General features: G+C 63.8%; 28 protein-coding genes. 5 read left to right on the top strand and 23 right to left on the bottom strand.

Features of this window, described 5'->3' with window-relative positions:
- Positions 1 to 2 precede the first annotated feature (2 nt).
- On the bottom strand, positions 3 to 536 hold the full coding sequence (locus A6B35_RS17305; protein ID WP_040582676.1) for a hypothetical protein: 534 nt from the start codon (positions 534 to 536) through the stop codon (positions 3 to 5).
- A gap of 104 nt (positions 537 to 640) precedes the next feature.
- Positions 641 to 904, bottom strand: a complete 264-nt coding sequence (locus tag A6B35_RS17300) for a helix-turn-helix domain-containing protein (protein WP_040582677.1) — start codon at positions 902 to 904, stop codon at positions 641 to 643.
- A 308-nt stretch (positions 905 to 1,212) separates the two neighbouring features.
- Between A6B35_RS17300 and A6B35_RS17295 the strand changes: the two genes are divergently transcribed.
- The 4 genes from A6B35_RS17295 to A6B35_RS17280 all read left to right on the top strand — a co-directional run bounded on the left by A6B35_RS17295 (position 1,213) and on the right by A6B35_RS17280 (position 3,808).
- The gene (locus tag A6B35_RS17295) at positions 1,213 to 1,821 is read left to right on the top strand and encodes a hypothetical protein (RefSeq protein WP_040582688.1); all 609 of its coding nucleotides are present in this window, start codon (positions 1,213 to 1,215) and stop codon (positions 1,819 to 1,821) included.
- Positions 1,822 to 1,993: 172 nt separating this feature from the next.
- A complete protein-coding gene (locus A6B35_RS35620) occupies positions 1,994 to 2,176 on the top strand; it encodes a hypothetical protein (protein ID WP_139032204.1) in 183 nt (60 codons plus the stop codon).
- Positions 2,177 to 2,367: 191 nt separating this feature from the next.
- On the top strand, positions 2,368 to 3,339 hold the full coding sequence (locus A6B35_RS17285; protein ID WP_006201887.1) for an ATP-grasp fold amidoligase family protein: 972 nt from the start codon (positions 2,368 to 2,370) through the stop codon (positions 3,337 to 3,339).
- A gap of 193 nt (positions 3,340 to 3,532) precedes the next feature.
- A complete protein-coding gene (locus tag A6B35_RS17280) occupies positions 3,533 to 3,808 on the top strand; it encodes a hypothetical protein (protein ID WP_006201888.1) in 276 nt (91 codons plus the stop codon).
- 70 nt (positions 3,809 to 3,878) lie between these two features.
- Here A6B35_RS17280 and A6B35_RS17275 read toward each other — a convergent pair whose 3' ends face one another.
- The 7 genes from A6B35_RS17275 to A6B35_RS17245 form a co-directional block, all read right to left on the bottom strand.
- Complete coding sequence (locus A6B35_RS17275) at positions 3,879 to 4,181, bottom strand: hypothetical protein (RefSeq protein ID WP_006201889.1); 303 nt, start codon at positions 4,179 to 4,181, stop codon at positions 3,879 to 3,881.
- Positions 4,182 to 4,277: 96 nt separating this feature from the next.
- Positions 4,278 to 4,820, bottom strand: a complete 543-nt coding sequence (locus A6B35_RS17270) for a MerR family transcriptional regulator (RefSeq protein WP_006201890.1) — start codon at positions 4,818 to 4,820, stop codon at positions 4,278 to 4,280.
- A gap of 263 nt (positions 4,821 to 5,083) precedes the next feature.
- Positions 5,084 to 5,407 (bottom strand): integration host factor subunit alpha, encoded by a 324-nt coding sequence (locus A6B35_RS17265; protein ID WP_006201891.1) that lies wholly within the window; start codon positions 5,405 to 5,407, stop codon positions 5,084 to 5,086.
- Positions 5,408 to 5,509: 102 nt separating this feature from the next.
- Positions 5,510 to 6,481 (bottom strand): beta-ketoacyl-ACP synthase III, encoded by a 972-nt coding sequence (locus A6B35_RS17260; protein WP_006201892.1) that lies wholly within the window; start codon positions 6,479 to 6,481, stop codon positions 5,510 to 5,512.
- A gap of 9 nt (positions 6,482 to 6,490) precedes the next feature.
- Positions 6,491 to 7,561 carry a phosphate acyltransferase PlsX gene (gene plsX, locus A6B35_RS17255; protein WP_006201893.1) on the bottom strand — a complete coding sequence of 357 codons (1,071 nt, stop codon included), beginning with the start codon at positions 7,559 to 7,561 and terminating at the stop codon, positions 6,491 to 6,493.
- 132 nt (positions 7,562 to 7,693) lie between these two features.
- A complete protein-coding gene (locus A6B35_RS17250) occupies positions 7,694 to 8,242 on the bottom strand; it encodes a YceD family protein (RefSeq protein ID WP_006201894.1) in 549 nt (182 codons plus the stop codon).
- A gap of 11 nt (positions 8,243 to 8,253) precedes the next feature.
- Positions 8,254 to 8,796: a ubiquinol-cytochrome C chaperone family protein gene (locus A6B35_RS17245; protein WP_006201895.1), complete on the bottom strand. Its 543-nt coding sequence runs from the start codon at positions 8,794 to 8,796 to the stop codon at positions 8,254 to 8,256.
- A 115-nt stretch (positions 8,797 to 8,911) separates the two neighbouring features.
- Between A6B35_RS17245 and A6B35_RS17240 the strand changes: the two genes are divergently transcribed.
- Positions 8,912 to 9,427, top strand: coding sequence for an outer membrane protein assembly factor BamE (locus A6B35_RS17240; RefSeq protein WP_040582691.1), 516 nt, complete (start codon positions 8,912 to 8,914; stop codon positions 9,425 to 9,427).
- A 172-nt stretch (positions 9,428 to 9,599) separates the two neighbouring features.
- On the opposite strand, the gene A6B35_RS17235 is transcribed toward A6B35_RS17240, so the two are convergent.
- The 14 genes from A6B35_RS17235 to glyA all read right to left on the bottom strand — a co-directional run bounded on the left by A6B35_RS17235 (position 9,600) and on the right by glyA (position 22,949).
- Complete coding sequence (locus tag A6B35_RS17235; protein ID WP_006201897.1) at positions 9,600 to 11,741, bottom strand: sodium-translocating pyrophosphatase; 2,142 nt, start codon at positions 11,739 to 11,741, stop codon at positions 9,600 to 9,602.
- A gap of 269 nt (positions 11,742 to 12,010) precedes the next feature.
- Positions 12,011 to 12,760 (bottom strand): ABC transporter permease, encoded by a 750-nt coding sequence (locus A6B35_RS17230; protein WP_006201898.1) that lies wholly within the window; start codon positions 12,758 to 12,760, stop codon positions 12,011 to 12,013.
- Positions 12,757 to 13,695 (bottom strand): ABC transporter ATP-binding protein, encoded by a 939-nt coding sequence (locus A6B35_RS17225; protein WP_006201899.1) that lies wholly within the window; start codon positions 13,693 to 13,695, stop codon positions 12,757 to 12,759. Before A6B35_RS17225 ends, A6B35_RS17230 begins: the two co-directional genes overlap by 4 nt.
- On the bottom strand, positions 13,692 to 14,867 hold the full coding sequence (locus A6B35_RS17220) for an ABC transporter permease (protein ID WP_006201900.1): 1,176 nt from the start codon (positions 14,865 to 14,867) through the stop codon (positions 13,692 to 13,694). Before A6B35_RS17220 ends, A6B35_RS17225 begins: the two co-directional genes overlap by 4 nt.
- Positions 14,868 to 14,910: 43 nt before the next feature.
- Positions 14,911 to 15,822 carry a glycine betaine ABC transporter substrate-binding protein OsmF gene (gene osmF / locus A6B35_RS17215; protein WP_006201901.1) on the bottom strand — a complete coding sequence of 304 codons (912 nt, stop codon included), beginning with the start codon at positions 15,820 to 15,822 and terminating at the stop codon, positions 14,911 to 14,913.
- 157 nt (positions 15,823 to 15,979) lie between these two features.
- Positions 15,980 to 17,200 carry an MFS transporter gene (locus A6B35_RS17210; protein ID WP_006201902.1) on the bottom strand — a complete coding sequence of 407 codons (1,221 nt, stop codon included), beginning with the start codon at positions 17,198 to 17,200 and terminating at the stop codon, positions 15,980 to 15,982.
- Positions 17,197 to 17,697 (bottom strand): transcription antitermination factor NusB, encoded by a 501-nt coding sequence (gene nusB / locus A6B35_RS17205; RefSeq protein WP_006201903.1) that lies wholly within the window; start codon positions 17,695 to 17,697, stop codon positions 17,197 to 17,199. Before nusB ends, A6B35_RS17210 begins: the two co-directional genes overlap by 4 nt.
- The gene (gene ribH, locus A6B35_RS17200; RefSeq protein ID WP_006201904.1) at positions 17,694 to 18,188 is read right to left on the bottom strand and encodes a 6,7-dimethyl-8-ribityllumazine synthase; all 495 of its coding nucleotides are present in this window, start codon (positions 18,186 to 18,188) and stop codon (positions 17,694 to 17,696) included. The genes nusB and ribH overlap by 4 nt, the downstream gene beginning before the upstream one ends.
- A 95-nt stretch (positions 18,189 to 18,283) precedes the next feature.
- Positions 18,284 to 18,901, bottom strand: coding sequence for a riboflavin synthase (locus A6B35_RS17195; RefSeq protein ID WP_006201905.1), 618 nt, complete (start codon positions 18,899 to 18,901; stop codon positions 18,284 to 18,286).
- Positions 18,901 to 20,031, bottom strand: coding sequence for a bifunctional diaminohydroxyphosphoribosylaminopyrimidine deaminase/5-amino-6-(5-phosphoribosylamino)uracil reductase RibD (gene ribD / locus A6B35_RS17190; protein WP_006201906.1), 1,131 nt, complete (start codon positions 20,029 to 20,031; stop codon positions 18,901 to 18,903). The genes A6B35_RS17195 and ribD overlap by 1 nt, the downstream gene beginning before the upstream one ends.
- 2 nt (positions 20,032 to 20,033) lie before the next feature.
- Positions 20,034 to 20,513, bottom strand: a complete 480-nt coding sequence (nrdR, locus tag A6B35_RS17185) for a transcriptional regulator NrdR (protein WP_006201907.1) — start codon at positions 20,511 to 20,513, stop codon at positions 20,034 to 20,036.
- Between the two features lie 86 nt (positions 20,514 to 20,599).
- Entirely contained in the window at positions 20,600 to 20,929 is a 330-nt protein-coding gene (locus A6B35_RS17180; RefSeq protein WP_006201908.1) for a GlpM family protein, read from the bottom strand.
- A 25-nt stretch (positions 20,930 to 20,954) separates the two neighbouring features.
- Positions 20,955 to 21,551 carry an invasion associated locus B family protein gene (locus A6B35_RS17175; RefSeq protein ID WP_006201909.1) on the bottom strand — a complete coding sequence of 199 codons (597 nt, stop codon included), beginning with the start codon at positions 21,549 to 21,551 and terminating at the stop codon, positions 20,955 to 20,957.
- An 84-nt stretch (positions 21,552 to 21,635) separates the two neighbouring features.
- Positions 21,636 to 22,949 carry a serine hydroxymethyltransferase gene (gene glyA / locus A6B35_RS17170; RefSeq protein WP_006201910.1) on the bottom strand — a complete coding sequence of 438 codons (1,314 nt, stop codon included), beginning with the start codon at positions 22,947 to 22,949 and terminating at the stop codon, positions 21,636 to 21,638.
- Between the last annotated feature and the right edge of the window lie 172 nt (positions 22,950 to 23,121).

Below are 23,121 nucleotides of genomic sequence, written 5' to 3'. Positions count from 1 at the left end.
AATCACAGATGCTGCGAATTGGTGATGTCGGGACGAGACGCGGGCCGATGGAACCAGGCCAACCGCGTTCGCGCCTTGATTTTCCACTTAGGCACAAGGCGCCAGTGGGTTCTGCTCAGGGGCGAATAGGGATCCCGCGAGCTTCCTCTCCTGTCGAAATGCACCGCGAGTGCCTGGTCCAGGGCGCACAAAACGGCGTATCGCTCAATCTGTTCGTCGGATAGCTCGCAGTCGGGCACTTTGTTTCGCACCGACTGAATTGCCGAATAGGTCGAAATGATACGTCCGGGACCAGCGCAGTCGATATATCGCTGCACAGCGTCAATGACGTCGTCAGGAACAAGAAAGTTGAATTGGCGCAAACCGGTTGTGGTGGGAGTTACGATCCGCTTTAGCATTTCGCCTTCTGAAAGCCCCAGGGAACGCTGCGCCAGGATGGATGCATCAGCAAGCGCTAAAAAAACGACGCGGAGCGTTATGCACCGAATTCTGATGCCGCGTGCGATCTTTGGCGAATCTTGTTCGGGTACGCGCATGGGATGGCCGCTATTCGCAAGCGCCAGCAACCCCGCCTGGATGAGGACTAAAAAGCCCGCCAGGGCAAACCATGGCGGGCTCGTTGGGCGGGACCCATTTTCGACTATTGCATGGACTGATTTTCGGCCGTCGGCATGTCGATCAAAACGCTTTCCGGAACCTGCAGCGCCAGGGCGATTCGTCTGAGCTTCGACGGATCGGCGTCCTTGCCGTTCTCAATGTCGGCAATCTCATGGACCGAGAGGCCGCATGTCAGGGACAGCTCTTCGACGCTGTATCCCCTGGTTTCGCGGACGGCCTTGAGGGCGCTGTAGCCGGACGTGGCAATCAATTCGGACGGAACTTCGCGTGTTGCAGTAGCGGGCATTGGCAACTCCGTGGGCTGAAAGGTCTGATCAAATGAGGGGTTGCCTGAGACGAGCGGGAGAATGCCCGCTCGCGGGCGATTTGCCAAGCGCCAAAACAAGCGTCACGGCAACGTGAATTACCGCCGGGTAATGGCTTGCTGTCGTGGAAACCGCGCAAATGCGCCACCTCACCCGTCGCGCTCTTCAATCAAGTTGTTTTGAAGAATCGAACGCCGAGTTGATCGACGTTTTCGAGCCCGCGTTCGTTACGCAGATGTCGCTGGCACCGACAGGTCGGGCCAGCCATTTTCCAGAAGGATCGAATCCCATGAACTTGAAGATATTCGCGATCGTGCTCGGCACGATTCCGGGCCTTGCCGCTGCGGCAGAGGCTCAGGCGGCAGACACGATGCGCGTGCGCGGCACGGTCGTCGGTCTTGCCGGATCGACGCTGACGGTGAAAGACCCGGCGGGCAAGACGGATGCGATAGCGTTGGCGCAGGGGTGGAAAATCTCCGGCGTCGCCAAGGCATCGGCCGCCGACATCAAGCAGGGCGATTTCCTCGGCATTGCGTCCGTCTCGAAGGCCGATGGCGGCAGCGGCGCACTGGAAGTCGTGATCTTCCCGGCCGCATTGAAAGGCACGGGAGAAGGCGACCGGCCATGGGACCTGCAGCCCAACAGCCGGATGACCAACGGCACTGTCGCCGACGTGACCGATATCGATGGCCGGACGGTGACGCTGACCTATGACAATGGCCAGAAGAAGCAGATCGCGATTCCGCAGTCGACGCCGATCGTGACCTTCGCGACCGCCACGCCGGCGGACCTGACGCCCGGTGCGGCGGTGTTCGTTACCACCGAGCGCGGCAGCGACGGCACGCTCACCTCCCGGAGGGTCGTCGTCGGCAACCATGGCGTCGTTCCGCCGATGTGAGGCGGCGCCCGCACGGGACGACCAGGGCTTCAGACACAATCCGGAAACAAAATTCTACAGTCGGGAAAAATTGTCGAAAAAATCCAGGACGATAGTCCCGATCGCGGCGCTCGAGTCATCGATATGGTCCGGTGATCTCCAGATTGCGGCCCGCACAAAAGGAAACAACGTCATGAAGAAGTCCCTCCTCTCCGCCCTTGGGCTGGCTTTTGCCCTGGCTGTCTCGATGCCGCTCCTCGGCGCGACCAGCGCTGATGCTGCTCCGGTGCATCACAAGCATCATCGCAAGCATCATCACCACCGTCACCACCATCATCACCACCACCACAAGAAGGTGGAGGCGAAGAAGGCCTAATATCCGACTTGCCCAGCAGGAAGGCTGGCTTTGGACTCTAACCAAGCTGCCTTCTTGCTGGTTTTCCTGCGCCATACGAGCCTCACCAAATGGGGCATGATACGGCTTGATTGATTTATGCTACGGGGATGATTGCGGGTCGATCGGCCCGCTTGCCGGCCTGACAGGGACTTTCCCGGAAGGTATCCCTCATGAAGGCCAACATCCCGGGCAGACACCGTCTCGTTCTGGCTGTTGCGCGCCTGCTGTTCACGCTGCGCCATCCGGCCCTGGTCGTTCGATTCGTCATGAAACTGGGCTATCTGCCCAATCCGGCCGCGCCTGAGAGCTATCACGAGCGGTTGCTCTGGCGAAAAATCGTCGACCGCAATCCACTGTTCGTAACGCTGACCGACAAGCTCGCTGCAAAAGCTCATATCAGCAGCGCCTGCCCTGAACTTGCCTTGCCACGGACGCTCTGGTCCGGGCGCGACCCTGCCGACATTCCTGTCGACCTGCTGGCCGGCGAGGTCATCGTCAAGACAAACCACGGCTGCGCGATGAACATATTCGTTGCCAGTGGCGACCCCAATCGCGGCCTCATCATCGCCAAGGCGAGGCATTGGCTGAGAAAACGTTATGGCCGCCGCGACGGCGAATGGGCCTATTGGCCGATTGTTCCCACCGTTTTCGTGGAAGAGCGGCTGGCGCTCTCCGGCGCAAGGATCGCGACCGACATCAAAGTGCATGTTTGCGGCGGCGTGATAACGCATGCCTGGGTCGAGGATAAGGTCGCGGGCCGTTCGCTGCTTTTCGATCGGGAAGCCAATCCATTGCCCGGGCGCGATCCGGACTATCCCCGCGAGGATCAGGCCGTGCCCGTCAATGCGCGACTTCTCAACTATGTCCGGCAGGCGGTATCGATCGCCCCTGCCATCGCCGGCAACCTCGACTACATCCGCATCGACTTCCTCGTCACCGACCTTTGTCTCTACGCCGGCGAGATCGTCGTCTATCCCGGCGCTGGCTATGGCACCACCACCAATCCGGCGTTTGCCGGCGAAATCGAACGACTCTGGCGGCTCGATCGGTCGCACTATCTGCGGCGGCGGCACAGCGGCCTGGCGCGCTTCTATGCCAGCGCGCTGCGCGCCACATGCGCGGCCGACGCCGGCAGTCGTTGACCGGCAGCAGCCGCCCGCTCCCTCGAACCGGATCGAAGATCGGCGCCGACACCGCGCGGCAAAAAATCTGAACCGAGGCGTGAACCTTCCTTCTCTGGGCCGCACTAACCGGCATGGACGCCAAGAAGGCGATCCCCAAACCAGAAGGACGCCATGACGGCGATCCTCAACTCAAAGAGAAGGAAATGCTCAAATGACCAACTTCACCAACTTCAAGCGCATCTCGCTCGCCGCTGTCATCGCCGTCTCGGCCTTCGGCTCGGTTTCGGTTCCGAGCTCGGCTTTTGCCGGCACACACCCCACCGGCGACGGCGGCGCGGTCTGCAAGGGCTCTGGCTCCTGTCTGGTGCTGCAGCTCGACTGTAAGGGCACCTACACCGATGCCACCGACAAGAACGGCACCGTTTACGGCAAGTGCAGCCAGGTCATGAAGATCGACCCGAAGACCCGGCTCAAGCTCGCCAACTGATCGCCTGTCGTCGAAGAAAATGGCGGCCGTCCGCGCGACGCCGCCATTTTCTTGTCTGTAGCTTTGAGGTTCAGCGTCTGCTGAAGACGAGGCTGGCGATGAGCCCAACGACAACCAGCCCCACCGCGGCCGCGGTTGCCGGATGGTCGCGCGCCGTCCTTTCGATCGCCCTGCCCTTGTTCCTGATCGCGGGCAGCGCATCCGTGAGGCGCCCGGCCAGTTCGGAATAGTAGTCGGAAGCAGCGTCGCGACCGTCCTCGAAGTAAGCGCCACCTCGTTTGGCTACGGCTTTCCGCAAGGCTGCGAGTTCCCTGGAAAGGGTCGCGACCTGCTTTTCGAGGTCAAGATCGGAGTGGGTCGAAAGCAATGCCATGATTGTCTGTCCTTCCTTTTCAGAGAAGGCCAAACGCATGGCCGCAGAAGCGGTTCCGGTTTTGCGTCGGATGTCCCCTGGCAGCGGGGTGAGGCGCTAACGCACCTGGTCGAGCAGGCGCTTGCATTCCAGAAGGTCGAACAACGCCTCCTGCAGCAAGGCGCGATTGTCGCGCGACAGTTTCGACGAGCCCGGCTGCACCGGTCCCTCGTCGTCGCTCTTGCCGATGCCGAAAAAGCGGCGGCTCGGCTTCACCTTGGGTTGGCCGACCAGCATCTCGTCATCCGCGCCACGCGGCTGGGCTGCCGGCGTCAGCGGCACCTGATCGGCCTGACGGCGCTGTGCGATGGCCTCGACGGCGGCCATGTCGCCATTGCCGATGGCGACCAGGAAATGATTGCCGTTCTCGCGCAGCAGCTTCTGCACGCCCTTGATCGTATAGCCCTGGTCATAGAGCATGTGGCGGATGCCCTTGATCAGCTCGACATCCTGCGGCCGGTAGTAGCGGCGGCCGCCGCCACGCTTCATCGGCTTGATCTGGTTGAAGCGCGTTTCCCAGAAGCGCAGCACATGCTGCGGCAGATCGAGATCCTCAGCGACCTCGCTGATGGTACGGAATGCATCGGGGCTCTTGTCCATGGGCGAAATCCTCCACGCTGGACGGCGATTGGGCCTGTTGTGCCGAATCGGGTATTATTTCAGCGGTTTATGAAACAACATTCAAGCCCGGCGTCAAAATCGACCGCCGTTTTCAACCGAAGCCTTCTATATCCTTGTTTTTACGCAATTCTGGAAATCCGGACGGAAAACCGCTTCCCACTTTTCCCGGAATTGCGTCCTTGTCTTGACGCAATTCCGGACGGAAAACCGCCTCACACTTTTCCTGGAATTGCTGTAGCCGGCTATTTGCCGCCCTTGGCCTTGCTGTTCTGATGCGAGCGCAGGATACGGCTCTTCAGCACATTCGACGACTTGAAGGTCATCACCCGGCGCGGCAGGATCGGCACTTCCTCGCCGGTCTTGGGATTGCGGCCGATACGCTCGTTCTTGGAACGAACATGGAAAGTGGCGAAGGACGACAGCTTCACCGTCTCACCGCGAACGATGGCCTCGCAGATCTCGTCCAGGACCGCTTCGACGAGTTCGGCCGATTCAGTTCTCGACAAGCCAACCTTGCGGTAAACAGCTTCAGCAAGGTCGGCGCGCGTCAGTGTCTTTCCCCCCATGCGACCGTCCCATCAGCTCAAAAACATAAATCGATACAAGCAGCGGCAGAGCCTAAGTAATTGATCCGTCAAGGTCAAGGACCGAACCCGTACGTTCGGCACTTACCAGCGAACCAAAACCGCGCCCCAGGTGAAGCCCCCACCCATCGCCTCGAGCAGCACCAGGTCACCCTTCTTGATGCGGCCGTCGGCGACGGCCACCGAAAGCGCCAGCGGCACGGAGGCAGCCGAGGTGTTACCGTGCAAATCGACCGTAACCACCACCTTTTGTTCGGCAATCCCAAGCTTCTTGGCGGAAGCGTCAATAATCCGTTTATTGGCCTGATGCGGCACGAACCAGTCGAGGTCGTCGGCGGTGATGCCGGCCTGCGCGAAGGTCGCCTCGATGACATCGGTGATCATGCCGACGGCGTGCTTGAACACTTCGCGGCCTTCCATCCTGAGATGGCCGACCGTGCCGGTGGTCGAGGGTCCGCCATCGACGAAAAGCTTGTCCTTGTGGACGCCGTCGGAGCGCAGGCTGGCCGCGAGCACGCCGCGGTCGGCGACGCCGCCGGCCCCCTCGCCCGCTTCCAAGACCAGCGCGCCGGCGCCGTCACCGAACAGGACGCAGGTCGAACGGTCGCTCCAGTCGAGGATGCGCGAGAAGGTCTCCGAGCCGATCACCAGGACCCGCTTTGCCAGGCCGCCGCGGATGTAGAGGTCGGCGGTCGCCACCGCATAGACGAAGCCGGAGCATACGGCCTGCATGTCGAAGGCAAAGCCGTGGTGCATGCCGAGCCGGTTCTGGATCTCGACGGCGGTCGCCGGAAAGGTGTTGTTGGGCGTCGAGGTGGCCAGCACGATGAGGTCGATGTCGGCGGGCGTCAGCCCGGCGCTGTCGAGGGCGGCGCGCGCCGCCCCCTCGCCAAGCGAGGCCGTCGTCTCGTCGTCGGCCGCGACATGGCGCTGCCGGATGCCTGTGCGCTGGACGATCCACTCGTCGGAGGTCTCGACCATGCCTTCGAAATCGGCATTCTTCATGATGCGGCGGGGCAGCGCGGCGCCCGAGCCGCGCACGACTGATCTGATCAAAGCTCTTTCCTATTCCTTTGCGTCGACGACGACGTCGGATTTCCTGTTTGCCTGCGCATGCGGATTGCGCGCATGGAACAGATCGAGATCGGCCTCGATGCGGTCAAGCAGATTGTTGCGCACCATGTCGTAGCCGAGCTCGATCGCGGCCGCAAAGCCGTCCGAATCGGCGCCGCCATGGCTTTTCACCACGATGCCGTTGAGGCCCAGGAAAACGCCGCCGTTGGAGCGGCCGACATCCATCTTCTCGCGCAGCCGGTCAAAGGCGCCCTTGGCGAAGATATAGCCGATCCTGGCCATCAGCGTGCGGCTCATGGCGGCGCGCAGATAGCCGCCGATCTGCCTTGCGGTGCCTTCCGCCGTCTTCAGCGCAATGTTTCCGGCAAAGCCCTCGGTGACGACCACGTCGACCGTGCCCTTGCCGATGTCGTCGCCCTCGACGAAGCCGCGATAGTTCATCGAGGCCATGTTGGCCTCGCGCAGCATGCGGCCAGCCTCCTTGACCTCTTCCTGGCCTTTGATCTCCTCGACGCCGACATTGAGCAAGCCGACGGTGGGCCGTTCGATGCCGAAAACCGAGCGCGCCATGCCGGTGCCCAGAATGGCGAAATCGATGAGCTGGTGCGCATCGGCGCCGATTGTGGCGCCGACGTCCAGCACCACGCTTTCGCCGCGCGTATTCGGCCAAAGGGCCGCGATCGCCGGGCGATCGATGGTCGCCATGGTGCGCAGGCAGAATTTCGACATCGCCATCAGCGCGCCGGTGTTGCCGGCCGAGATGCAGGCCTGCGCGGTGCCCGATTTGACCGCCTCGACCGCCTTCCACATAGACGACTTCCAGCGGCCGTGGCGCAGCGCCTGGCTCGGCTTGTCGTCCATCCTGACCGCGATCTCGCAATGGACGAAATCGCTGATCTCGGCCAGCTTGGGGAACTTGGCAAGCTCGGGGCGAACCGCTTCCTCACGTCCATAAATGATGAAGCGGATGTCGGGACGGCGGATGGCGACGGTCATGAGCGCCGGGATGACCACGCTCGGTCCGTGATCGCCGCCCATGGCATCGATGGAAATCCTGATCACGCGGTATTCATCTCACGGTTTGCCTGGCCTGCGACTGAGGGCTTGCCAAGGTACGGGGGGCTCGCGAAGGTTCGGCGAAAATAGCGGTTTTGGGCTGCCGCACAACCGGCTTTTCTAATATCTCGTCCGCTTTCAGGATTTTCCAAGCAGGGACCGCAGCTTTTGCTGGAATTCGCTTTCGGCGGGCTCGATATCGCCGGCGACCTCCACCGATGCCCCCGCCTTGCGCGGATAGGGATCGATCGCCAGGCCGAAAAACTGCTCGGCAAGCGCTCCGACGTCGATCGTATCGCCGGAAAAAGTCTCCGGGCTGTCGGGCCCGTCGGCATCCAGCACGATCTCGCCACCGCCTTCGAAACCCTGCCGCCCGAGCTTGGACTGCTCCGGCAGGAACAGCGCCTCGACCAGCTCGTCGATATGTGCCGCCACCGGATCGAGAGTGACGATGCAGGCCTGGGTGATGTCGGCTTCGACACGGCCGCTGACCTTGACGCCGTGCCGCTTCCATGGTGCCACCAGAAGCTCGGCGCGGTAGCGTTCGACCGACAGCAGTTCGTGCTCGGTGGCGAGTGAGGCGCGCTGCCGGTCGTCGGCATCGATCACTACAGGCAGCCCCTTGTGCGGCAAGCGGGCGACGTTGGCCACAAAGGATACAGGGCTTTGGGTATCGGCATGTTTCATCTTCCCCTCCTTCAAGCTGGCTTGGCCAAGGGAAACACAACCGTGCCGGAAACGATCGATCCGGCCGGCTGTGCCGCGAGCTGTCTGGAAGTGTCGGCGACATAGGCTGCCAGCAGCGGCGCCTGCGCCCAGGCGTCGGCATCGGGCCGGACATTGCGGGCAAGCGCGGCAGCGAGTGCCTCGCGGTCGTCACGCTCCAGTGCATCGTCATAGGCGGCAGTGCGGCCGTAGAACATTTTTGCCAGCTTCTTCATGCGCTTGGGCACCCCGACATCGCCTATGCCCAGTTCCCTCAGCGAATGCTCGACATCGAGGAAGAACTCGTCGATCAGCACCTGAGCAAGCTCGGTCGCAGCACCGCTCTCGCCGCGCAGCCGATGCTGGAACAGGAACATGTGCAGCGACAGCATCTCGAAACGGCCGAGCGGCGTGTCCGGCACATTCCAGTCGGAATAAAATATGGTTTGCCGCGCCGCTGCCACGATTTGTGCGTAGAGCGCCTCGGTGATGGCGCGGTTGGCGTGGCGTTCGCGGCCAAAAAGGCGCTGGAACATTGAGGGTGGTCTCCCGGGGACCGTTTGTTTGAATTGGCCTTGTTGCATCGGCAGGCAAGCTGGTTTACCGGTTTTGCCGCCCAGCGCAAGTTGCGGCCAGCTAATGGAGTTGTTGTTGCGCGCGCTGAAATTCAAGTCGTCTTTTTTGCCCAGACCCGCCGGCATGGTCTCGCTGCTGGTGGTGGCTGCAGCGCTTTCCGCCTGCAATACGTCCAAGATGGTCGGTGACCTCAACCCCAGCGAGACGCTGACGCAAGGTTATGTGATCGACCAGCAGGCGATCGATTCGGTGCCGGTCGGCTCCAGCCGCGAACAGGTGATGCTGGCGCTCGGCACACCGTCTACGACGGCCACCTTCGACAACGAGGCCTTCTACTACATCTCGCAGACACGTAAGCGTTACGTCGCCTTCGACAAGCCGCGCCTGGTCGACCAGAAAGTGCTGGCTGTCTATTTCGGCGCCGACGGGCGCGTCACCCAGATCGCCAATTACGGCCTGAAGGACGGCAAGATGTTCGACTTCATCTCGCGCACCACGCCGACAGGCGGCAAGGACCAGAACTTCCTCAGCCAGATCATCAAGGGTGCCAGCAAGCTGGCGCCCGGTATTCCCGGCGGCGGCACGCCCTGATCTGCCCTTCATTCCCTTTCTTGCTTCTTCCCTGAAGCAGCAAACATCTCAGGCAGCCAAGAGCCCGCGGGAGCAATCCTGCGGGCTTTTGTTTTGACGAGGCATTGCTCGTCGCAAGAAAAACCCGCGGGATCGCTCCCGCGGGTTTTGTTTTCGAGCGATGGCTCCGTGCTCAGCCGTGCGCGAGCACGGCCAAGAGCAGCAAGGCGACAATGTTGGTGATCTTGATCGCCGGGTTGACCGCCGGGCCGGCGGTGTCCTTGTAGGGATCGCCGACCGTGTCGCCGGTGACCGAGGCCTTGTGCGCCTCGGAGCCCTTCAGATGCTTGACGCCATCCTTGTCGACAAAACCGTCCTCGAACGATTTTTTCGCGTTGTCCCAGGCGCCGCCGCCGGAGGTCATCGAGATGGCAACGAACAGGCCGTTGACGATGACGCCAAGCAGCGAGGCGCCGAGGGCGGCAAAGGCGGACGCCTTCGAACCCGAAATCAGCAGCACGCCGAAATAGACGACGAGCGGCGCCAGCACCGGCAGCAGCGAGGGGATGATCATCTCGCGAATCGCCGCCTTGGTCAGCAGGTCGACCGCGCGCGCATAGTTCGGCTTCGAGGTGCCGGCCATGATGCCCGGATCCTCGCGGAACTGCTTGCGCACCTCCTCGACGATGGCGCCTGCCGCGCGGCCGACAGCCGTCATGGCGATGCCACCGAACAGATACGGGATCAGGCCGCCGAAGATCAGGCCGGCGACGACGTAAGGGTTGGACAGGTCGAAGGAGATCTCGCCCATGCCCTGGAAGTAAGGATATTTGTCGCCATTGGCGGCAAAGAACTTCAGGTCGTTCGAATAGGCCGCAAACAGCACCAGCGCGCCGAGGCCGGCCGAACCGATGGCGTAGCCCTTGGTCACCGCCTTGGTGGTGTTGCCGACCGCGTCGAGCGCATCGGTGGAGTGGCGCACTTCCTTGGGCAGGCCGGCCATTTCGGCAATGCCGCCGGCATTGTCTGTGACCGGGCCGAAGGCGTCGAGCGCGACGATCATGCCGGCAAGGCCGAGCATGGTGGTGACGGCGATCGCCGTGCCGAACAGGCCGGCGAGCTGATAGGTCGAGATGATGCCGCCGACGATGACGATCGCCGGAAGTGCGGTCGATTCCAGCGATACCGCAAGGCCCTGGATCACGTTGGTGCCGTGGCCGGTCACCGAAGCCTGGGCGATCGAGTTGACCGGGCGCTTGTTGGTGCCGGTGTAGTATTCGGTGATCACCACGATAAGGCCGGTCACCAGAAGGCCGATCAGGCCGCAGATGAACAGGTTCTTGCCGGTAATGACCATGCCGGCAACCGTGCCGATCTCGCCCCAGCCGAAGGTCGCCGAAGTGGCGGCGCCGAGGCCGACGATGGACAGCAGGCCGGTGACGATCAGGCCTTTGTAAAGCGCGCCCATGATCGAGCCGTTGGAACCGAGCTTGACGAAGAAGGTGCCGACGATCGAGGTCAGGATGCAGGCGCCGCAGATGGCCAGCGGATAGAGCATGGCGGCGCCGAGAACGGGAGTGCCGCCGAAGAAGATGGCGGCGAGAACCATGGTGGCGACGACGGTCACCGCATAGGTCTCGAACAGGTCGGCGGCCATGCCGGCGCAGTCGCCGACATTGTCGCCGACATTGTCGGCGATGGTGGCCGGGTTGCGCGGATCGTCTTCGGGAATGCCGGCTTCGACCTTGCCGACGAGATCGCCGCCGACGTCGGCGCCCTTGGTGAAGATACCGCCGCCGAGACGGGCGAAGATCGAGATCAGCGAGGCGCCGAAGCCGAGCGAGACCAGCGAGTCGATGACGATGCGGTCATTGGGCTGGAGGCCCATGAAATGGGTCAGGATGAGGTAGTAGATCGAGACGCCGAGCAGCGCCAGGCCCGCGACCAGCATGCCGGTGATGGCGCCCGACTTGAAGGCGATGTCGAGGCCGGCAGCCAGGCTGTTCGACGCCGCCTGCGCGGTGCGCACATTGGCGCGCACCGAGACGTGCATGCCGATGAAGCCGGCGGCGCCCGAAAGCACGGCACCGATCAGGAAGCCGATCGCGGCGGTGATCGACAGCAGCCACCAGGCAAGCAGCAGGACGACGACGCCGACGACGGCGATGGTGGTGTACTGGCGCGCCAGATAGGCCTGCGCACCTTCGCGGATGGCCGCGGAGATTTCCTGCATGCGTGCATTGCCCTGATCGGACGCGAGGACCGATCGGGTCGCCCAGATTGCGTAAAGGACTGAAAGCAGGCCGCAGGCGATGACGGCGGAAATGATGGTCATTGCCGAATTTTCCTCGATTGATGGCCCAAAAGAACCCCTCCCTGGGCCGTTGAGACGGGGAGCGGCATTCCGCGAGGCGGATTCCGTCCCTTCGCAGCGGTGTATGCGAAACAGGGCTCGGAACGTCAAGATATTGTTCGGTTTTTGCCCGGCTTTCGGCCGAAAGGCGCAGGGGGCGGCGCACTTATTGGTGCCGTCGTCGAATTAGATCGATTGAAATGACGTTCAGGAGTTGAAGTTGAACGGAGATTACTGACTGGCAGGTCATGCTACGCCGTCTCCTGCCCCATGCGGCGCGCCGTGTAGCGCTCGATGGCCGAGAGCCCGTCATAGATCAGCACCGCAAGGGCGGCGACGATCAGGCCGCCCTGCAGGACGAAGGCGAGGTTGTTCGACAGCAGGCCGGCGATGATCACCTCGCCCAGCGTCTTGGCCGCCACCGTCGAGCCGATGGTGGCGGTGGCGAGGCTGATGACCACCGACAGCCTTATGCCGCCGAGGATGATCGGGGCGCTCAGCGGCAATTCGACCTTCAAAAGCCTTTGCCAACCGGTCATGCCGGCGCCGCGCGCCGCCTCCATGACATTGGCCGGCAGCGTTGTCAGGCCAGTCAGCGCGTTCTCGAAGATCGGCAAGAGGCCATAGAGAAACAGCGCGATCAGCGTCGGCTTCTCGCCGAAGCCGACGGCGGGCACGGCCAGCGCCAGCACCGCCACCGGCGGAAAGGTCTGGCCGATATTGACCAGGCTGCGCGACAGCGGCAGGAACTCGGCGCCGGCCGGCCTGGTGACGAGGATGGCGAGCGCCACGGCGACGATGGTCGCGGCCACGGTAGCAATCAGCACGGTCCTCAGATGCAGGAACGTCAACGTCAGCAGGCTGCCCTGATTGTAGATCGCCGGCGCGCCGTTCTCGGTCAGTGGCTTCAGAAGCGGCTGGAACCAGCCGGGATTGGTGACGAAGGCGACGAGCAGCACCACCAGCAAAAGCCTGAGCAGCGAGGGCAGCCAGGCTTTCATGCCGGCCTCGCCGCGCGTTTGACCAGCCCGTCCACAGTGACGCGGCCGAGCGGCTTGCCGTCTTCGCCCTTGACCGGCAGCGCCGAGCGGCCGGACCAGAGCAGCTCAGCCAGCGCGTCGCGCTGGCTGGCATCGCCGGGGATCGCCTCGCCTTCGGCGGTCCCCTTCTCCACCGCGTCGCTGACGCGGCCGAGCGACAGCAGCCGGAATGGTTTTTCGCTGGCGCCGACGAGGGTCTCGACGAAGTCGCTTGCCGGTTTCGCCAGGATCTCGGCCGGCTTGGCGTATTGCACCAGCTTGCCGGCATCCATGACAGCGATCTTGTCGCCCATCCGCACGGCCTCTTCCATGTCATGGGTGACGAGGATGATGGTGGTGCCGAAGCGCTTCTGGATCGCCAGCAGATCCTCCTGCGCCTTGGTGCGGATGATCGGGTCGAGCGCGCCGAACGGCTCGTCCATCAACAACACGTTGGGCTCGGCGGCGAGCGCGCGGGCGACGCCGACGCGCTGCTGCTGGCCGCCGGAGAGTTCGTGCGGATAGCGCGGCCCGTAGGCCTCGGGATCAAGCTGGTAGAGCGTCATCAATTCATCGACGCGCGCCTTGATGCGGGCCTTGTCCCAGCCGAGCAGCACCGGCACGGTGGCAATGTTCTGTGCCACGGTGCGGTGCGGAAACAGGCCGTGACCCTGAATGGCATAGCCAATGCTGCGGCGCAGCTCATAGTCCGGCTGCGAACGGTTGTCGTTGCCGTCGAGCCTGATGATGCCCGCGGTCGGCTCGACCAGCCGGTTGATCATGCGCAAAAGCGTCGTCTTGCCGGACCCGGAGGTGCCGACGATGACAGCAATGGTGCGCGGCTCGATCACCATCGACACGTCGTCGACGACGGTCGTTGCGTCATAGCGCTTGGTAATGCCTTCGATCTCGATCATGCCGTTTCAACCCTGCGCTTGGTGGCGGTCATTTCGATCACTGCGTCGAGGATGATGGCCGCGGCAAAGGCCAGCGCAACCGTTGGCACCGCGCCGAGCAGCACCAGGTCCATCGCCGTCTGGCCGACACCCTGGAAGACGAATACGCCGAAGCCGCCGCCGCCGATCAGCGCGGCGATGGTGGCAAGGCCGATGTTCTGGACCAGCACGATGCGAATGCCGGTGAGGATGACCGGGAAGGCGAGCGGAAACTCGACGCCGAACAGGCGCTGGCGGTCGGTCATCCCCATGCCGCGCGCGGCGTCGTTGGCGGCACGCGGCACGCCGGCGAGGCCGACCACGGTGTTGGCGACCACCGGCAGCAGCGAATAGAGGAACAGCGCGACGAAGGCGGGTGCTGTGCCGATGCCGCGAATGCCGAGCGCGGCAGCACCCGGCACGTGGGCGGCGACCCAGCCGAGCGGCGCGATCAAGAGGCCGAACAACGCGATCGAGGGGATGGTCTGGATGATGTTCAGCACGTTGAGCGCCCCTGCCCGCAATTTTTCGACGCGGTGGCAGAGAATGCCGAGCGGCAGGCCGACGACCACAGCGGCCACCAATGAGCCCAGCGCCAGCGTGACGTGCTTGGAGCCTTCGGCCCAGAAACTGTCGGCACGGTTGGCATATTCCTTGAGGATCGACAGGCTGTTCCATTGCCCCGATATCAACAGCAGGCCGATAGCCAGAGCCGCGACGACCAGCACCCCGACGCGCGCCCAGGGGGACAGGTTCAGCCTTGTCAGCACGTCGGCCAGCAGGAGCGTAAAGGCGAAGATCAGCAGCCAGAAGCCGGAGGCCGGAGAGATGCGGGCGAAGGTGTTGCCCGCCGGGGTGAGAAAGCTGCCGGCAACGCCGATCAGTGTGGCAAGGGCAGCAAGCGCCACCACGCTGGCGGCGAGGCGCAGGACAAGTGGGGTTTTCAGCAAGGCAATGAGCGCGCCGGCGACAACGATCGCCAGCAGCAGCGGCCCGGTCGTTGCCGGCAGCGCTTCAAGTATGGAGCGCGCCTCGCCGGGCACGATGCGGTTGGCGCGGAAGGTGGCGAAAGGGGCGAGGAACGCCGCATAGGCAGCAATCGCGGCGATGACCACGCCGAGCTTGTCGAACCGGATGCGCACGCCCTCTCCCATCAGTCGATACGGCGCTCCGCCGATAGGGCGCGCCGCAATCGCCTCACTTGAGGAAGCCGTTCTTCTTCAAAAAGTCCTCCGCCACCCCCTTGACCGGCTCGCCGCCAACCTGCACGCGGCCGTTGAGTTCCTGCAGCGTGACCAAATCGAGTTTGGCGAAGACCGGCTTCAACAACGTCTCGATCTCGGGATGCTCCTTCAGCACCGCCTCGCGGATGATCGGCGCCGGCTGGTAGACGGGTTGCACGGCCTTGTCGTCGTCGAGCACGACAAGACCGGAGGGCGCGATGCCGCCGTCGGTGCCGTAGACCATGGCGGCATTGGCGCCATTGGTCTGGTTGGCCGCCGCCGCAATGGTCGCAGCGGTGTCGCCACCGGAGAGCGTGATCAGTTGGTCGGGTTTCAGAGTGAAGCCATAAGTGGTCTGGAAGGCCGGCAGTGCGGCCGCCGAATTGACGAACTCTGCCGAAGCCGCGAGCACCACCTTGCCGCCGCCGGCGACGTATTTGCCGAAGTCGGAGAGCGTCGCCAGCTTGTTCTCGTCGGCGACTTCCTTGCGCAGCGCGATCGCCCAGGTGTTGTTGGCTGGCGACGGCGACAGCCAGACGATCTTGTTGGCGTCATAGTCAAGCTTCTTGGCGGTCTCATAAGCCTTGGCGGCGTCCTTCCACACCGGATCGTCGGCCTTCTCGAAGAAGAAGGCGGCGTTGCCGGTGTATTCCGGATAGATGTCGATCTCGCCGGCGCTGATCGCCTTGCGCACCACCGGCGTGCCGCCGAGCTGGATGCGGTCGGTGGTCTTGATGTTGTTGGCGTTCAGCACGAGCTGGATGATGTTGCCGAGCACGCCGCCTTCGGTGTCGATCTTCGACGACACGACCACCTGGGCATTCGCCGAGGCTGCAGTGATGCCGAGTGCAAGCGCGGCGCCGGCCAGAAGCTTGATTGAAAACATGATGGGAATCCCTTGCTGTGAACCGGATTACGGTTGCCGCATAAGAGCATGGCTTCAACGCCCCGTCGGGGCACACGGTTTCATAACAAGAGGGATGCACGCAATAATTTTGTGCGGGCTGGCCCAATCCGACGCCGCCCATGCAGACAAGGTGGTGTCAGGTGGCCGGGCGCAAGCTCGTCATCTTCAGCGCGCCCAGCGCCACGAAGCAGAGCGCGGTAACCGGGAAGACGATCCAGTTCAGCATCTCCCAGCCCCAGGCGTTGTAGACCGCGCCCGACATCAGCGAGGCGAAGGCGACGGAGCCGAACAGGACGAAGTCGTGAAAGCCCTGCACCTTGCCCTTTTCCGATGGCCGGTAACTGTCGGCGACCATGGCCGTGGCGCCGATGAAGCCAAAATTCCAGCCAAGGCCGAGCAGGATCAGCGCCGTCCAGAACTGCCATAGCGCCAGTCCCGACAGAGCCACCACGGCGCAAGCGACGAGCAGGATCAGGCCGGCTGCAACGATGCGTTCGGCGCCGAAGCGGTGGATCAGCGAGCCGGTGAAGAAGCTCGGCGCGAACATCGCCATGACATGCCAGGAAATGCCGAGCATCGCATCGTCGGTCGACAGGCCGCAGCCGACCATGGCGAGTGGCGCGCCGGTCATGACGAAACTCATCAGCGCGTAGCTGCCGACAGCGCAGAAGAGCGCCGCGACGAAACGCGGCCGGGTGACAATCTCGGACAGCGGCCGCGCATCGCTGTCGGCGATCTCCGCCTTGCCGGCAGCCCGGGACGGAATGCGCAGGAACGAGAGGATGATGGCGCCGACAGCCGACAGCACGAGGATGGACGCGAACGAGCCGGCAAACATCACGGGCGCGAACAGTTCGCGGGTGAAGATGACGATCTGCGGCCCGAGTATGGCGGTGACGATGCCGCCGGCCAGCACGAAGGAAATGGCGCGCGCCTTGAATTCCGAAGGTGCGTTGTCGGCGGCGGCGAAGCGAAACTGCTGGACGAAAGCACCACCGATCCCGAGCACCGCCAGGCCGAAGGCGAACAGCCAAAAGTTCGGATGGAAGAGCGCCAGCGTAGCGACCAGCCCGCCGAGCGCGGTGATGATAGTGCCGGTCATGAAACCGCCGCGCTGGCCGAGGCTGCGAATGATTGCGGCAGCCGGCAGTGCGCCGAGCGCCACACCGACATTGAAGCCGGTGATCGGCGCCGTCGCCAGCGACTTGTCGGCGGCGAGCAGGTATTGGCCGGCCAGCCCGCCCACGGAAATGGCGATAGGTGCGGCCGAACCGATGATCGCCTGCGCGGCGGCAAGGATGAATGCCGTGCGGCGTGCTTCCCTGCTTGCCTCGGCGACGACAGCCGCGGCCGTCACGAAGCGTCCTTGCCGCGGCCCTCGCCGCGCACCCGGCGTGACACGCGATCGAGCACGGCGTTGGTAAGCTTCGGCTCATCTTCCTCGTAGAAGGCCTTGGCGATGTCGACATATTCCGAAACGATGACGGCGACCGGCACGTCATCGCGCTTCATCAATTCATAGACGCCGGCGCGCAGGATGGCGCGCAGCGTCGAATCGAGCCTCGACAACGGCCAGTCGTCGGTCAGCGCCTGGCGGATGACCGGATCGATGGTCTTCTGGTTTTCGACGACGCCGGTGAGGATGGCGCGAAACCACTGCGCGTCGGCCTCGCGATAGAGCGCGCCGTCGACTTCCTTGCCGAGCCTGAACGCCTCATATTCCGCCGTGATCTCAAAAATGCCGCTGCCGGCCACGTCCATCTGGTAGAGCGCCTGCACGGCGGCGAGACGGGCGGCGCCACGCTTGTTGGCGTGGCGTATCGCGGGCTGGCCGGGCGCAGCGGGGTCGCTCACGATCGCGCTCCCAACTGCTCTTTGAGAGCGATCATGGTCAGCGCCGCACGCGCGGCAAAGCCGCCCTTGTCGCCTTCCGAACGCTTGGCGCGCGTCCAGGCCTGGGCGTCGTTCTCGGTGGTCAGGATGCCGTTGCCGATGCAGACCGAATCCTGGACCGAAATGTCCATCAGCGCACGGCTGGATTCATTGGCGACGATGTCGAAATGATAGGTATCGCCACGGATGATGGTGCCAAGCGCAACAAAACCGTCATAGCCGGTCCCGCCGTCGGCAGCACCATCGAGGGCGAAGGTGATCACGGCCGGAATCTCCAGCGAGCCTGGAACGGTGACGACATCATAGGTCGCGCCGGCTTCGTCCAGCGCGCTTGTCGCGCCTTCGAGCAGCGCGTCGGCAAGGTCGTCATGGAACCGCGCCTCGATGACGAGAAGGTGGGCCTTCTTCTTCGGGCGGATAAACGCTTTGCCGTGTTGGGATGTGCCAGCCATAGATGTCTCCGGGGATCGCCGGTGACTTAGGCCGAAGCGGCCGCATTCGCAAGCTTTGTCGGACGTTCAGGCCCGGTCTAATTTCCCAGGGTGGCTCAAAGCCCCTCTTTCGCCGCTTCCACCAGGCGTGCCGCGTAGCGGGCCATGGTGTCGATCTCGAGGTTCACCTTGTCGCCGAGCTGGCGTTCGCCCCAGGTGGTCACGGTCAGCGAATGGTGGATCAGCAGCACATCGAAGCGGGTGCCTTCGACCTTGTTGACAGTGAGCGAGGTGCCGTCGAGGGCGACGGAGCCCTTTGGCGCTATGAACCTGGCCAGTTCGCGCGGCGCTTCGAGCGTAAAGCGCACGGCATCGCCCTCGTCCTTGCGCGCCACGATCTCGGCCGTGCCGTCGACATGGCCGGAGACGATGTGGCCGCCGAGTTCGTCGCCGATCTTCAGCGCTCGTTCGAGATTGATGCGCATGCCCGATTTCCATCCAGCGGCTGTCGTCAACCGCAATGCTTCTTCCCAGGCCTCGACCTCGAACCAGCGCGCGTTCGAGCCACCATCCGGCAGCGCCGTTACCGTCAGGCAGACACCGCCGCAGGAGATCGAGGCGCCGATGGCGATGGTCTCGGGATCGTAGGCGGTGTCGATGCGCAGGCCGACACCCTCCCTGAGCGGCCTGACGGCAGCGACGCTACCGACATCGGTGACAATTCCGGTGAACATCAGATGTCCCTCACCCACTCGAAATAGCTGTCTTCGCCGAACTGCATGTCGCGCAGCTTGCGAAAGCCCGCCGGGATATGGCTGGCGTCGATGGGTGATGCAATGCCGCCCTCGCCGATCGTCTCAGGTCCGTGGAACAGCACGATGCGGTCGACCAGTCCGTCGGCGAGGAAGGCTCGAGCCACCTTGGCGCCGCCCTCGACCAGCACACTGGCCATGCCGAGCGCTGCCAGATCTTCCAGCAGCTCGGGCAAGGCAACGCCGCCCTCATGGGTCTCGGTGCCGATGAAGCGGACGCCGGCGCGCTCGAGCGCAGCGCGGCGGTGCGGGTCGGCCTCCAGGCAAGCGGCGACATAGAGCGGGACGCGGTCGACACCGGAGACCAGTTTCGAAGCTTCCGGCAAGCGGATCTGGCGGTCGAGCACGATGCGTGCCGGCGAGCGGTTCTCCAGCCCCGGCAAACGCACGGTCAGCGCCGGATCGTCCTCCAGAGCGGTGCCGATGCCGACCAGGATGCCGTCGGCCTCGGCCCGCATCAGATAGACTTCGCGGCGCGCGATGTCGCCGGTGATCGCGACCTGCCCCTCGCCTTCCACACCGATCTTGCCATCGCTGGAAAGCGCAAGTTTCAAAATCACTTCCGGACGTTTTTTGAGCGATCGAATCAGATAGCCGGCCATCTGCTCCGAGGCCTCGGCCGCCAGCACTTTTTCGACCACTTCAATGCCTGCGGCACGCAGGATCGCGTAACCCTGGCCGGAAACGCGGGGGTCGGGGTCACTCGCCGCACCGACCACGCGCGCGACGCCGGCATTGACCAGCGCGTTGGCGCAAGGCGGCGTTCGGCCGTGGTGGGCGCAAGGCTCCAGCGTGACATAGGCAGTGGCGCCGCGGGCCAGTTCGCCGGCCTCGGCCAAGGCCTCGGTCTCGGCATGCGGACGCCCGCCGACCGCGGTGACACCGGTGCCGACGATCATCGGCCCGGCACCATCGTCGCGCACGATCAGCGTGCCGACGGAAGGGTTGGTCGAGGTCCGGCCGGCATTCTTGCGCGACAGCCTGAGCGCCGCCGCCATGAAACGGCGATCGAGGGCCTGCTGTTCGGCCGGGCTGAGCGTCGGGCTTGCCATGCTCAGCCGGCGTCCTCTTCGCTCTTCAGCTCGTCGCCCTTGAGCTCGCCCAGCACCTCATGAAAATCCTTGGCCTCGCGGAAATTGCGGTAAACCGAGGCGAAACGCACATAGGCGACGTCGTCGAGCGACTTCAGCGCCTCCATGACCAGCCGCCCGACCTCGCCCGAGGCCACTTCCGTCTCGCCCGAACTTTCGAGTTGGCGCACGATGCCGGTGACGGCGCGGTCGATGCGTTCGGGGTCGACATTGCGCTTGCGCACCGCGATCTCGACCGAGCGCAGCAGCTTGTCGCGGTCGAACGGCACCTTGCGGCCGGATTTCTTGACTACGACGAGGTCACGCAATTGCACGCGCTCGAAGGTGGTGAAACGACCGCCGCAATCGGGGCAGACGCGCCGCCTGCGGATCGCCGCGCCATCCTCGGCGGGGCGCGAATCCTTCACCTGCGTATCTTCGGACTGGCAGTAGGGACAGCGCATGGACAGCCTTCAGCTCGCGATTCTTGGTGAGCGGAAGGCTTAGAGGTTTTTGCCGCAATGGCAAAGTACGGACGGCCTTCCGTGCCTCAGAGATAGCGAGGCGCGAGGAAGATTGCCAGCGCCGCGACCAGCCATACCGCGATGCCGCCGAGAATGGCGAGCCGGTAGTCGATGCGGTCGATGAACAGCCAGCAGGCGCCGAGGAAGGCGAGATAGGCCGGGATGGTCTTGAAACCGGCGAGGCAAGCCTCGCGAAAACCGGTCGGGTTGCCCTTGGCGCCGACGGCGAGCAGCGCGATCACCGCGAAGGTCGGCGCCAGCGGCAGGATGCCAGGCAAGATGTTGCAGCGCTTCGAGGCCCAGACGATCAGCGCGGTGACCAGGCCGCCGACCACACCTTTCCAGAGGATATCCATGGCGCGGCTCCTTGCCGGCGCCGCGTCAGGGCGCGACGTCGGTGGTCGGGAAGCCGCAGGATGCGCCGAGGCTGCGATAGGCCTTGGTGAAGCCGTCCATCGAGATGGTCGCGACCGGCGCATTTGCGAAGGCGACGTCGAGCGCGCCGGCGCGGCGCATGGCGCGCAGGACCGCCAGCGTGGTCTCGGCCTTGTTGTTCATCATCCACTGGTCGCCAATATCGGCGCTGACCGTCGCCTTGACCTTGCCCTTGTCGTCGCCGAACACCGCGGGAATGTTCTCACCGGTCGGCAACTCCTTGTTCCTCAAGGCAATGATGAGGCTCGGATAACCGTTAGGCGGCAGCACGTCGCCGTTGGAGATGGCGAGCGTCAGCGTGCCGCTGGTGCCGTTCGCATCGAGGAAGGCGGTCGAGGCGGCGCAGGTCTTGCGCGTATCCTCGCCGGTGTTGACCTCGTCGACGATCGTCGACCATTTGCCGAAGGTTTCCGTCTTGGGTGTGGTGGCTTCTGGTGCCGCGGGCTGGGGTGCAGGTTGAGTGGCCGTAGTCTGCGCCGAGGCGGCGCCGGCCAATTGCAGCACGGCCAGCACGCCAAGGCCGGCAAGTCGAAGAAATCGCATCATCAAGGCTCCTGTCCGCAACGCCGCTCCAGCTGGAGCGGCGCTTCTCGTCATCGCCAATAAGGGATGAGGCCGGGCGTCAGGTCAACCGAGATAGGGATAGAGCGGGAAGCGATCGGTCAAAGCCACGACCTTGGCCTTCACCGCCGCCTCGACGGCCGCGTTGCCCTCGTCGGAATTCGCCACTTTCAGCCCGTCCAGCACCTCGGCGATCAGCTTGCCGATCTCGCGGAACTCGGCCTGGCCGAAGCCGCGCGTGGTGCCGGCTGGCGTGCCGAGGCGCACGCCCGAGGTGACGAAGGGCTTTTCCGGATCGAAGGGGATGCCGTTCTTGTTGCAGGTGATGTTGGCGCGGCCGAGCGCCGCCTCGGCGCGCTTGCCAGTGGCGTTCTTCGGACGCAGATCGACCAGCATCAGATGGTTGTCGGTGCCGCCGGAGACGATGTCGAGGCCGGTCTCCTTGAGGCTGGAAGCCAGCGCCTTGGCGTTGGCCGCGACGCTCTCGGCATAGACCTTGAAGCTCGGCTTCAGCGCCTCGCCGAAGGCCACCGCCTTGGCGGCGATGACATGCATCAGCGGGCCGCCCTGCAGGCCCGGGAAGACGGCCGAGTTCATCTTCTTGGCGATGTCCTCGTCATTGCACAGGATCATGCCGCCGCGCGGGCCGCGCAGCGACTTGTGCGTCGTCGTCGTCACGACATGGGCATGCGGCAGCGGCGATGGGTGGACGCCGCCGGCGACGAGGCCGGCGATGTGGGCCATGTCGACCATCAGATAGGCGCCGACCGCATCGGCGATCTCGCGGAACCGCTTCCAGTCCCAGACGCGCGAATAGGCGGTGCCACCGGCGAGGATCAATTTCGGCTTGGTCTCATGCGCGGTCTTCTCGATCGCGTCCATGTCGAGCAGATGGTCTTCCTTGCGCACGCCATAGGAGACGACCTTGAACCATTTGCCGCTCATGTTGACGGGCGAGCCGTGGGTCAGATGGCCGCCGGAATTCAGGTCGAGACCCATGAAGGTGTCGCCGGGCTGCAGCAAAGCCAGGAACACCGCCTGGTTCATCTGGCTGCCGGAATTCGGCTGGACGTTGGCGAAGTTGCAGCCAAACAGCTTTTTGGCGCGCTCGATGGCCAGTTCTTCGGCCACGTCGACGAACTGGCAGCCGCCATAGTAGCGCTTGCCCGGATAGCCCTCGGCATATTTGTTGGTCATGATCGAGCCTTGCGCCTCGAGCACGGCGCGCGAGACGATGTTTTCCGACGCGATCAGTTCGATCTCATGGCGCTGGCGGCCGAGTTCGTTGCGGATGGCGCCGAAAATCTCCGGATCGGCATCTTCCAGCGTGGTTTCGAAGAAGGATTCGAATTTGTTCGACACTGCCGCTGCTGTAGCCATGGACTGAATCCTCGGGGTTCGGGGGCATTTGTTTATGCATATCGTTGCCCCAAAACCGCTGCACACTTCTGGGCGACATGCATTGCCGCGCCATTAACACAGTTGTTTTCGCCTCGCCACGTTTGCGGCGCGAAATTTGCTGGCCGAATTGCGCCAGGAGGTCTGCGTGACG

The sequence above is a fragment of the Mesorhizobium amorphae CCNWGS0123 genome (genome assembly GCF_001686985.1).
Lineage (GTDB): Bacteria > Pseudomonadota > Alphaproteobacteria > Rhizobiales > Rhizobiaceae > Mesorhizobium > Mesorhizobium amorphae.
Note: the sequence above shows the minus strand (reverse complement) of the source record. Positions and strands in the feature narration are given on the sequence as shown.

Bases quoted from the DNA above. Each gene is read 5' to 3' on its own strand.
- A6B35_RS17305 (WP_040582676.1), bottom strand. From the start codon at position 536: ATGCGCGTACCCGAACAAGATTCGCCAAAGATCGCACGCGGCATCAGA.
- A6B35_RS17300 (WP_040582677.1), bottom strand. From the start codon at position 904: ATGCCCGCTACTGCAACACGCGAAGTTCCGTCCGAATTGATTGCCACG.
- A6B35_RS17295 (WP_040582688.1), top strand. From the start codon at position 1,213: ATGAACTTGAAGATATTCGCGATCGTGCTCGGCACGATTCCGGGCCTT.
- A6B35_RS35620 (WP_139032204.1), top strand. From the start codon at position 1,994: ATGAAGAAGTCCCTCCTCTCCGCCCTTGGGCTGGCTTTTGCCCTGGCT.
- A6B35_RS17285 (WP_006201887.1), top strand. From the start codon at position 2,368: ATGAAGGCCAACATCCCGGGCAGACACCGTCTCGTTCTGGCTGTTGCG.
- A6B35_RS17280 (WP_006201888.1), top strand. From the start codon at position 3,533: ATGACCAACTTCACCAACTTCAAGCGCATCTCGCTCGCCGCTGTCATC.
- A6B35_RS17275 (WP_006201889.1), bottom strand. From the start codon at position 4,181: ATGGCATTGCTTTCGACCCACTCCGATCTTGACCTCGAAAAGCAGGTC.
- A6B35_RS17270 (WP_006201890.1), bottom strand. From the start codon at position 4,820: ATGGACAAGAGCCCCGATGCATTCCGTACCATCAGCGAGGTCGCTGAG.
- A6B35_RS17265 (WP_006201891.1), bottom strand. From the start codon at position 5,407: ATGGGGGGAAAGACACTGACGCGCGCCGACCTTGCTGAAGCTGTTTAC.
- A6B35_RS17250 (WP_006201894.1), bottom strand. From the start codon at position 8,242: ATGAAACATGCCGATACCCAAAGCCCTGTATCCTTTGTGGCCAACGTC.
- A6B35_RS17245 (WP_006201895.1), bottom strand. From the start codon at position 8,796: ATGTTCCAGCGCCTTTTTGGCCGCGAACGCCACGCCAACCGCGCCATC.
- A6B35_RS17235 (WP_006201897.1), bottom strand. From the start codon at position 11,741: ATGACCATCATTTCCGCCGTCATCGCCTGCGGCCTGCTTTCAGTCCTT.
- A6B35_RS17230 (WP_006201898.1), bottom strand. From the start codon at position 12,760: ATGAAAGCCTGGCTGCCCTCGCTGCTCAGGCTTTTGCTGGTGGTGCTG.
- A6B35_RS17225 (WP_006201899.1), bottom strand. From the start codon at position 13,695: ATGATCGAGATCGAAGGCATTACCAAGCGCTATGACGCAACGACCGTC.
- A6B35_RS17220 (WP_006201900.1), bottom strand. From the start codon at position 14,867: ATGGGAGAGGGCGTGCGCATCCGGTTCGACAAGCTCGGCGTGGTCATC.
- osmF (WP_006201901.1), bottom strand. From the start codon at position 15,822: ATGTTTTCAATCAAGCTTCTGGCCGGCGCCGCGCTTGCACTCGGCATC.
- ribH (WP_006201904.1), bottom strand. From the start codon at position 18,188: ATGGCTGGCACATCCCAACACGGCAAAGCGTTTATCCGCCCGAAGAAG.
- A6B35_RS17195 (WP_006201905.1), bottom strand. From the start codon at position 18,901: ATGTTCACCGGAATTGTCACCGATGTCGGTAGCGTCGCTGCCGTCAGG.
- ribD (WP_006201906.1), bottom strand. From the start codon at position 20,031: ATGGCAAGCCCGACGCTCAGCCCGGCCGAACAGCAGGCCCTCGATCGC.
- nrdR (WP_006201907.1), bottom strand. From the start codon at position 20,513: ATGCGCTGTCCCTACTGCCAGTCCGAAGATACGCAGGTGAAGGATTCG.
- A6B35_RS17180 (WP_006201908.1), bottom strand. From the start codon at position 20,929: ATGGATATCCTCTGGAAAGGTGTGGTCGGCGGCCTGGTCACCGCGCTG.
- A6B35_RS17175 (WP_006201909.1), bottom strand. From the start codon at position 21,551: ATGCGATTTCTTCGACTTGCCGGCCTTGGCGTGCTGGCCGTGCTGCAA.
- glyA (WP_006201910.1), bottom strand. From the start codon at position 22,949: ATGGCTACAGCAGCGGCAGTGTCGAACAAATTCGAATCCTTCTTCGAA.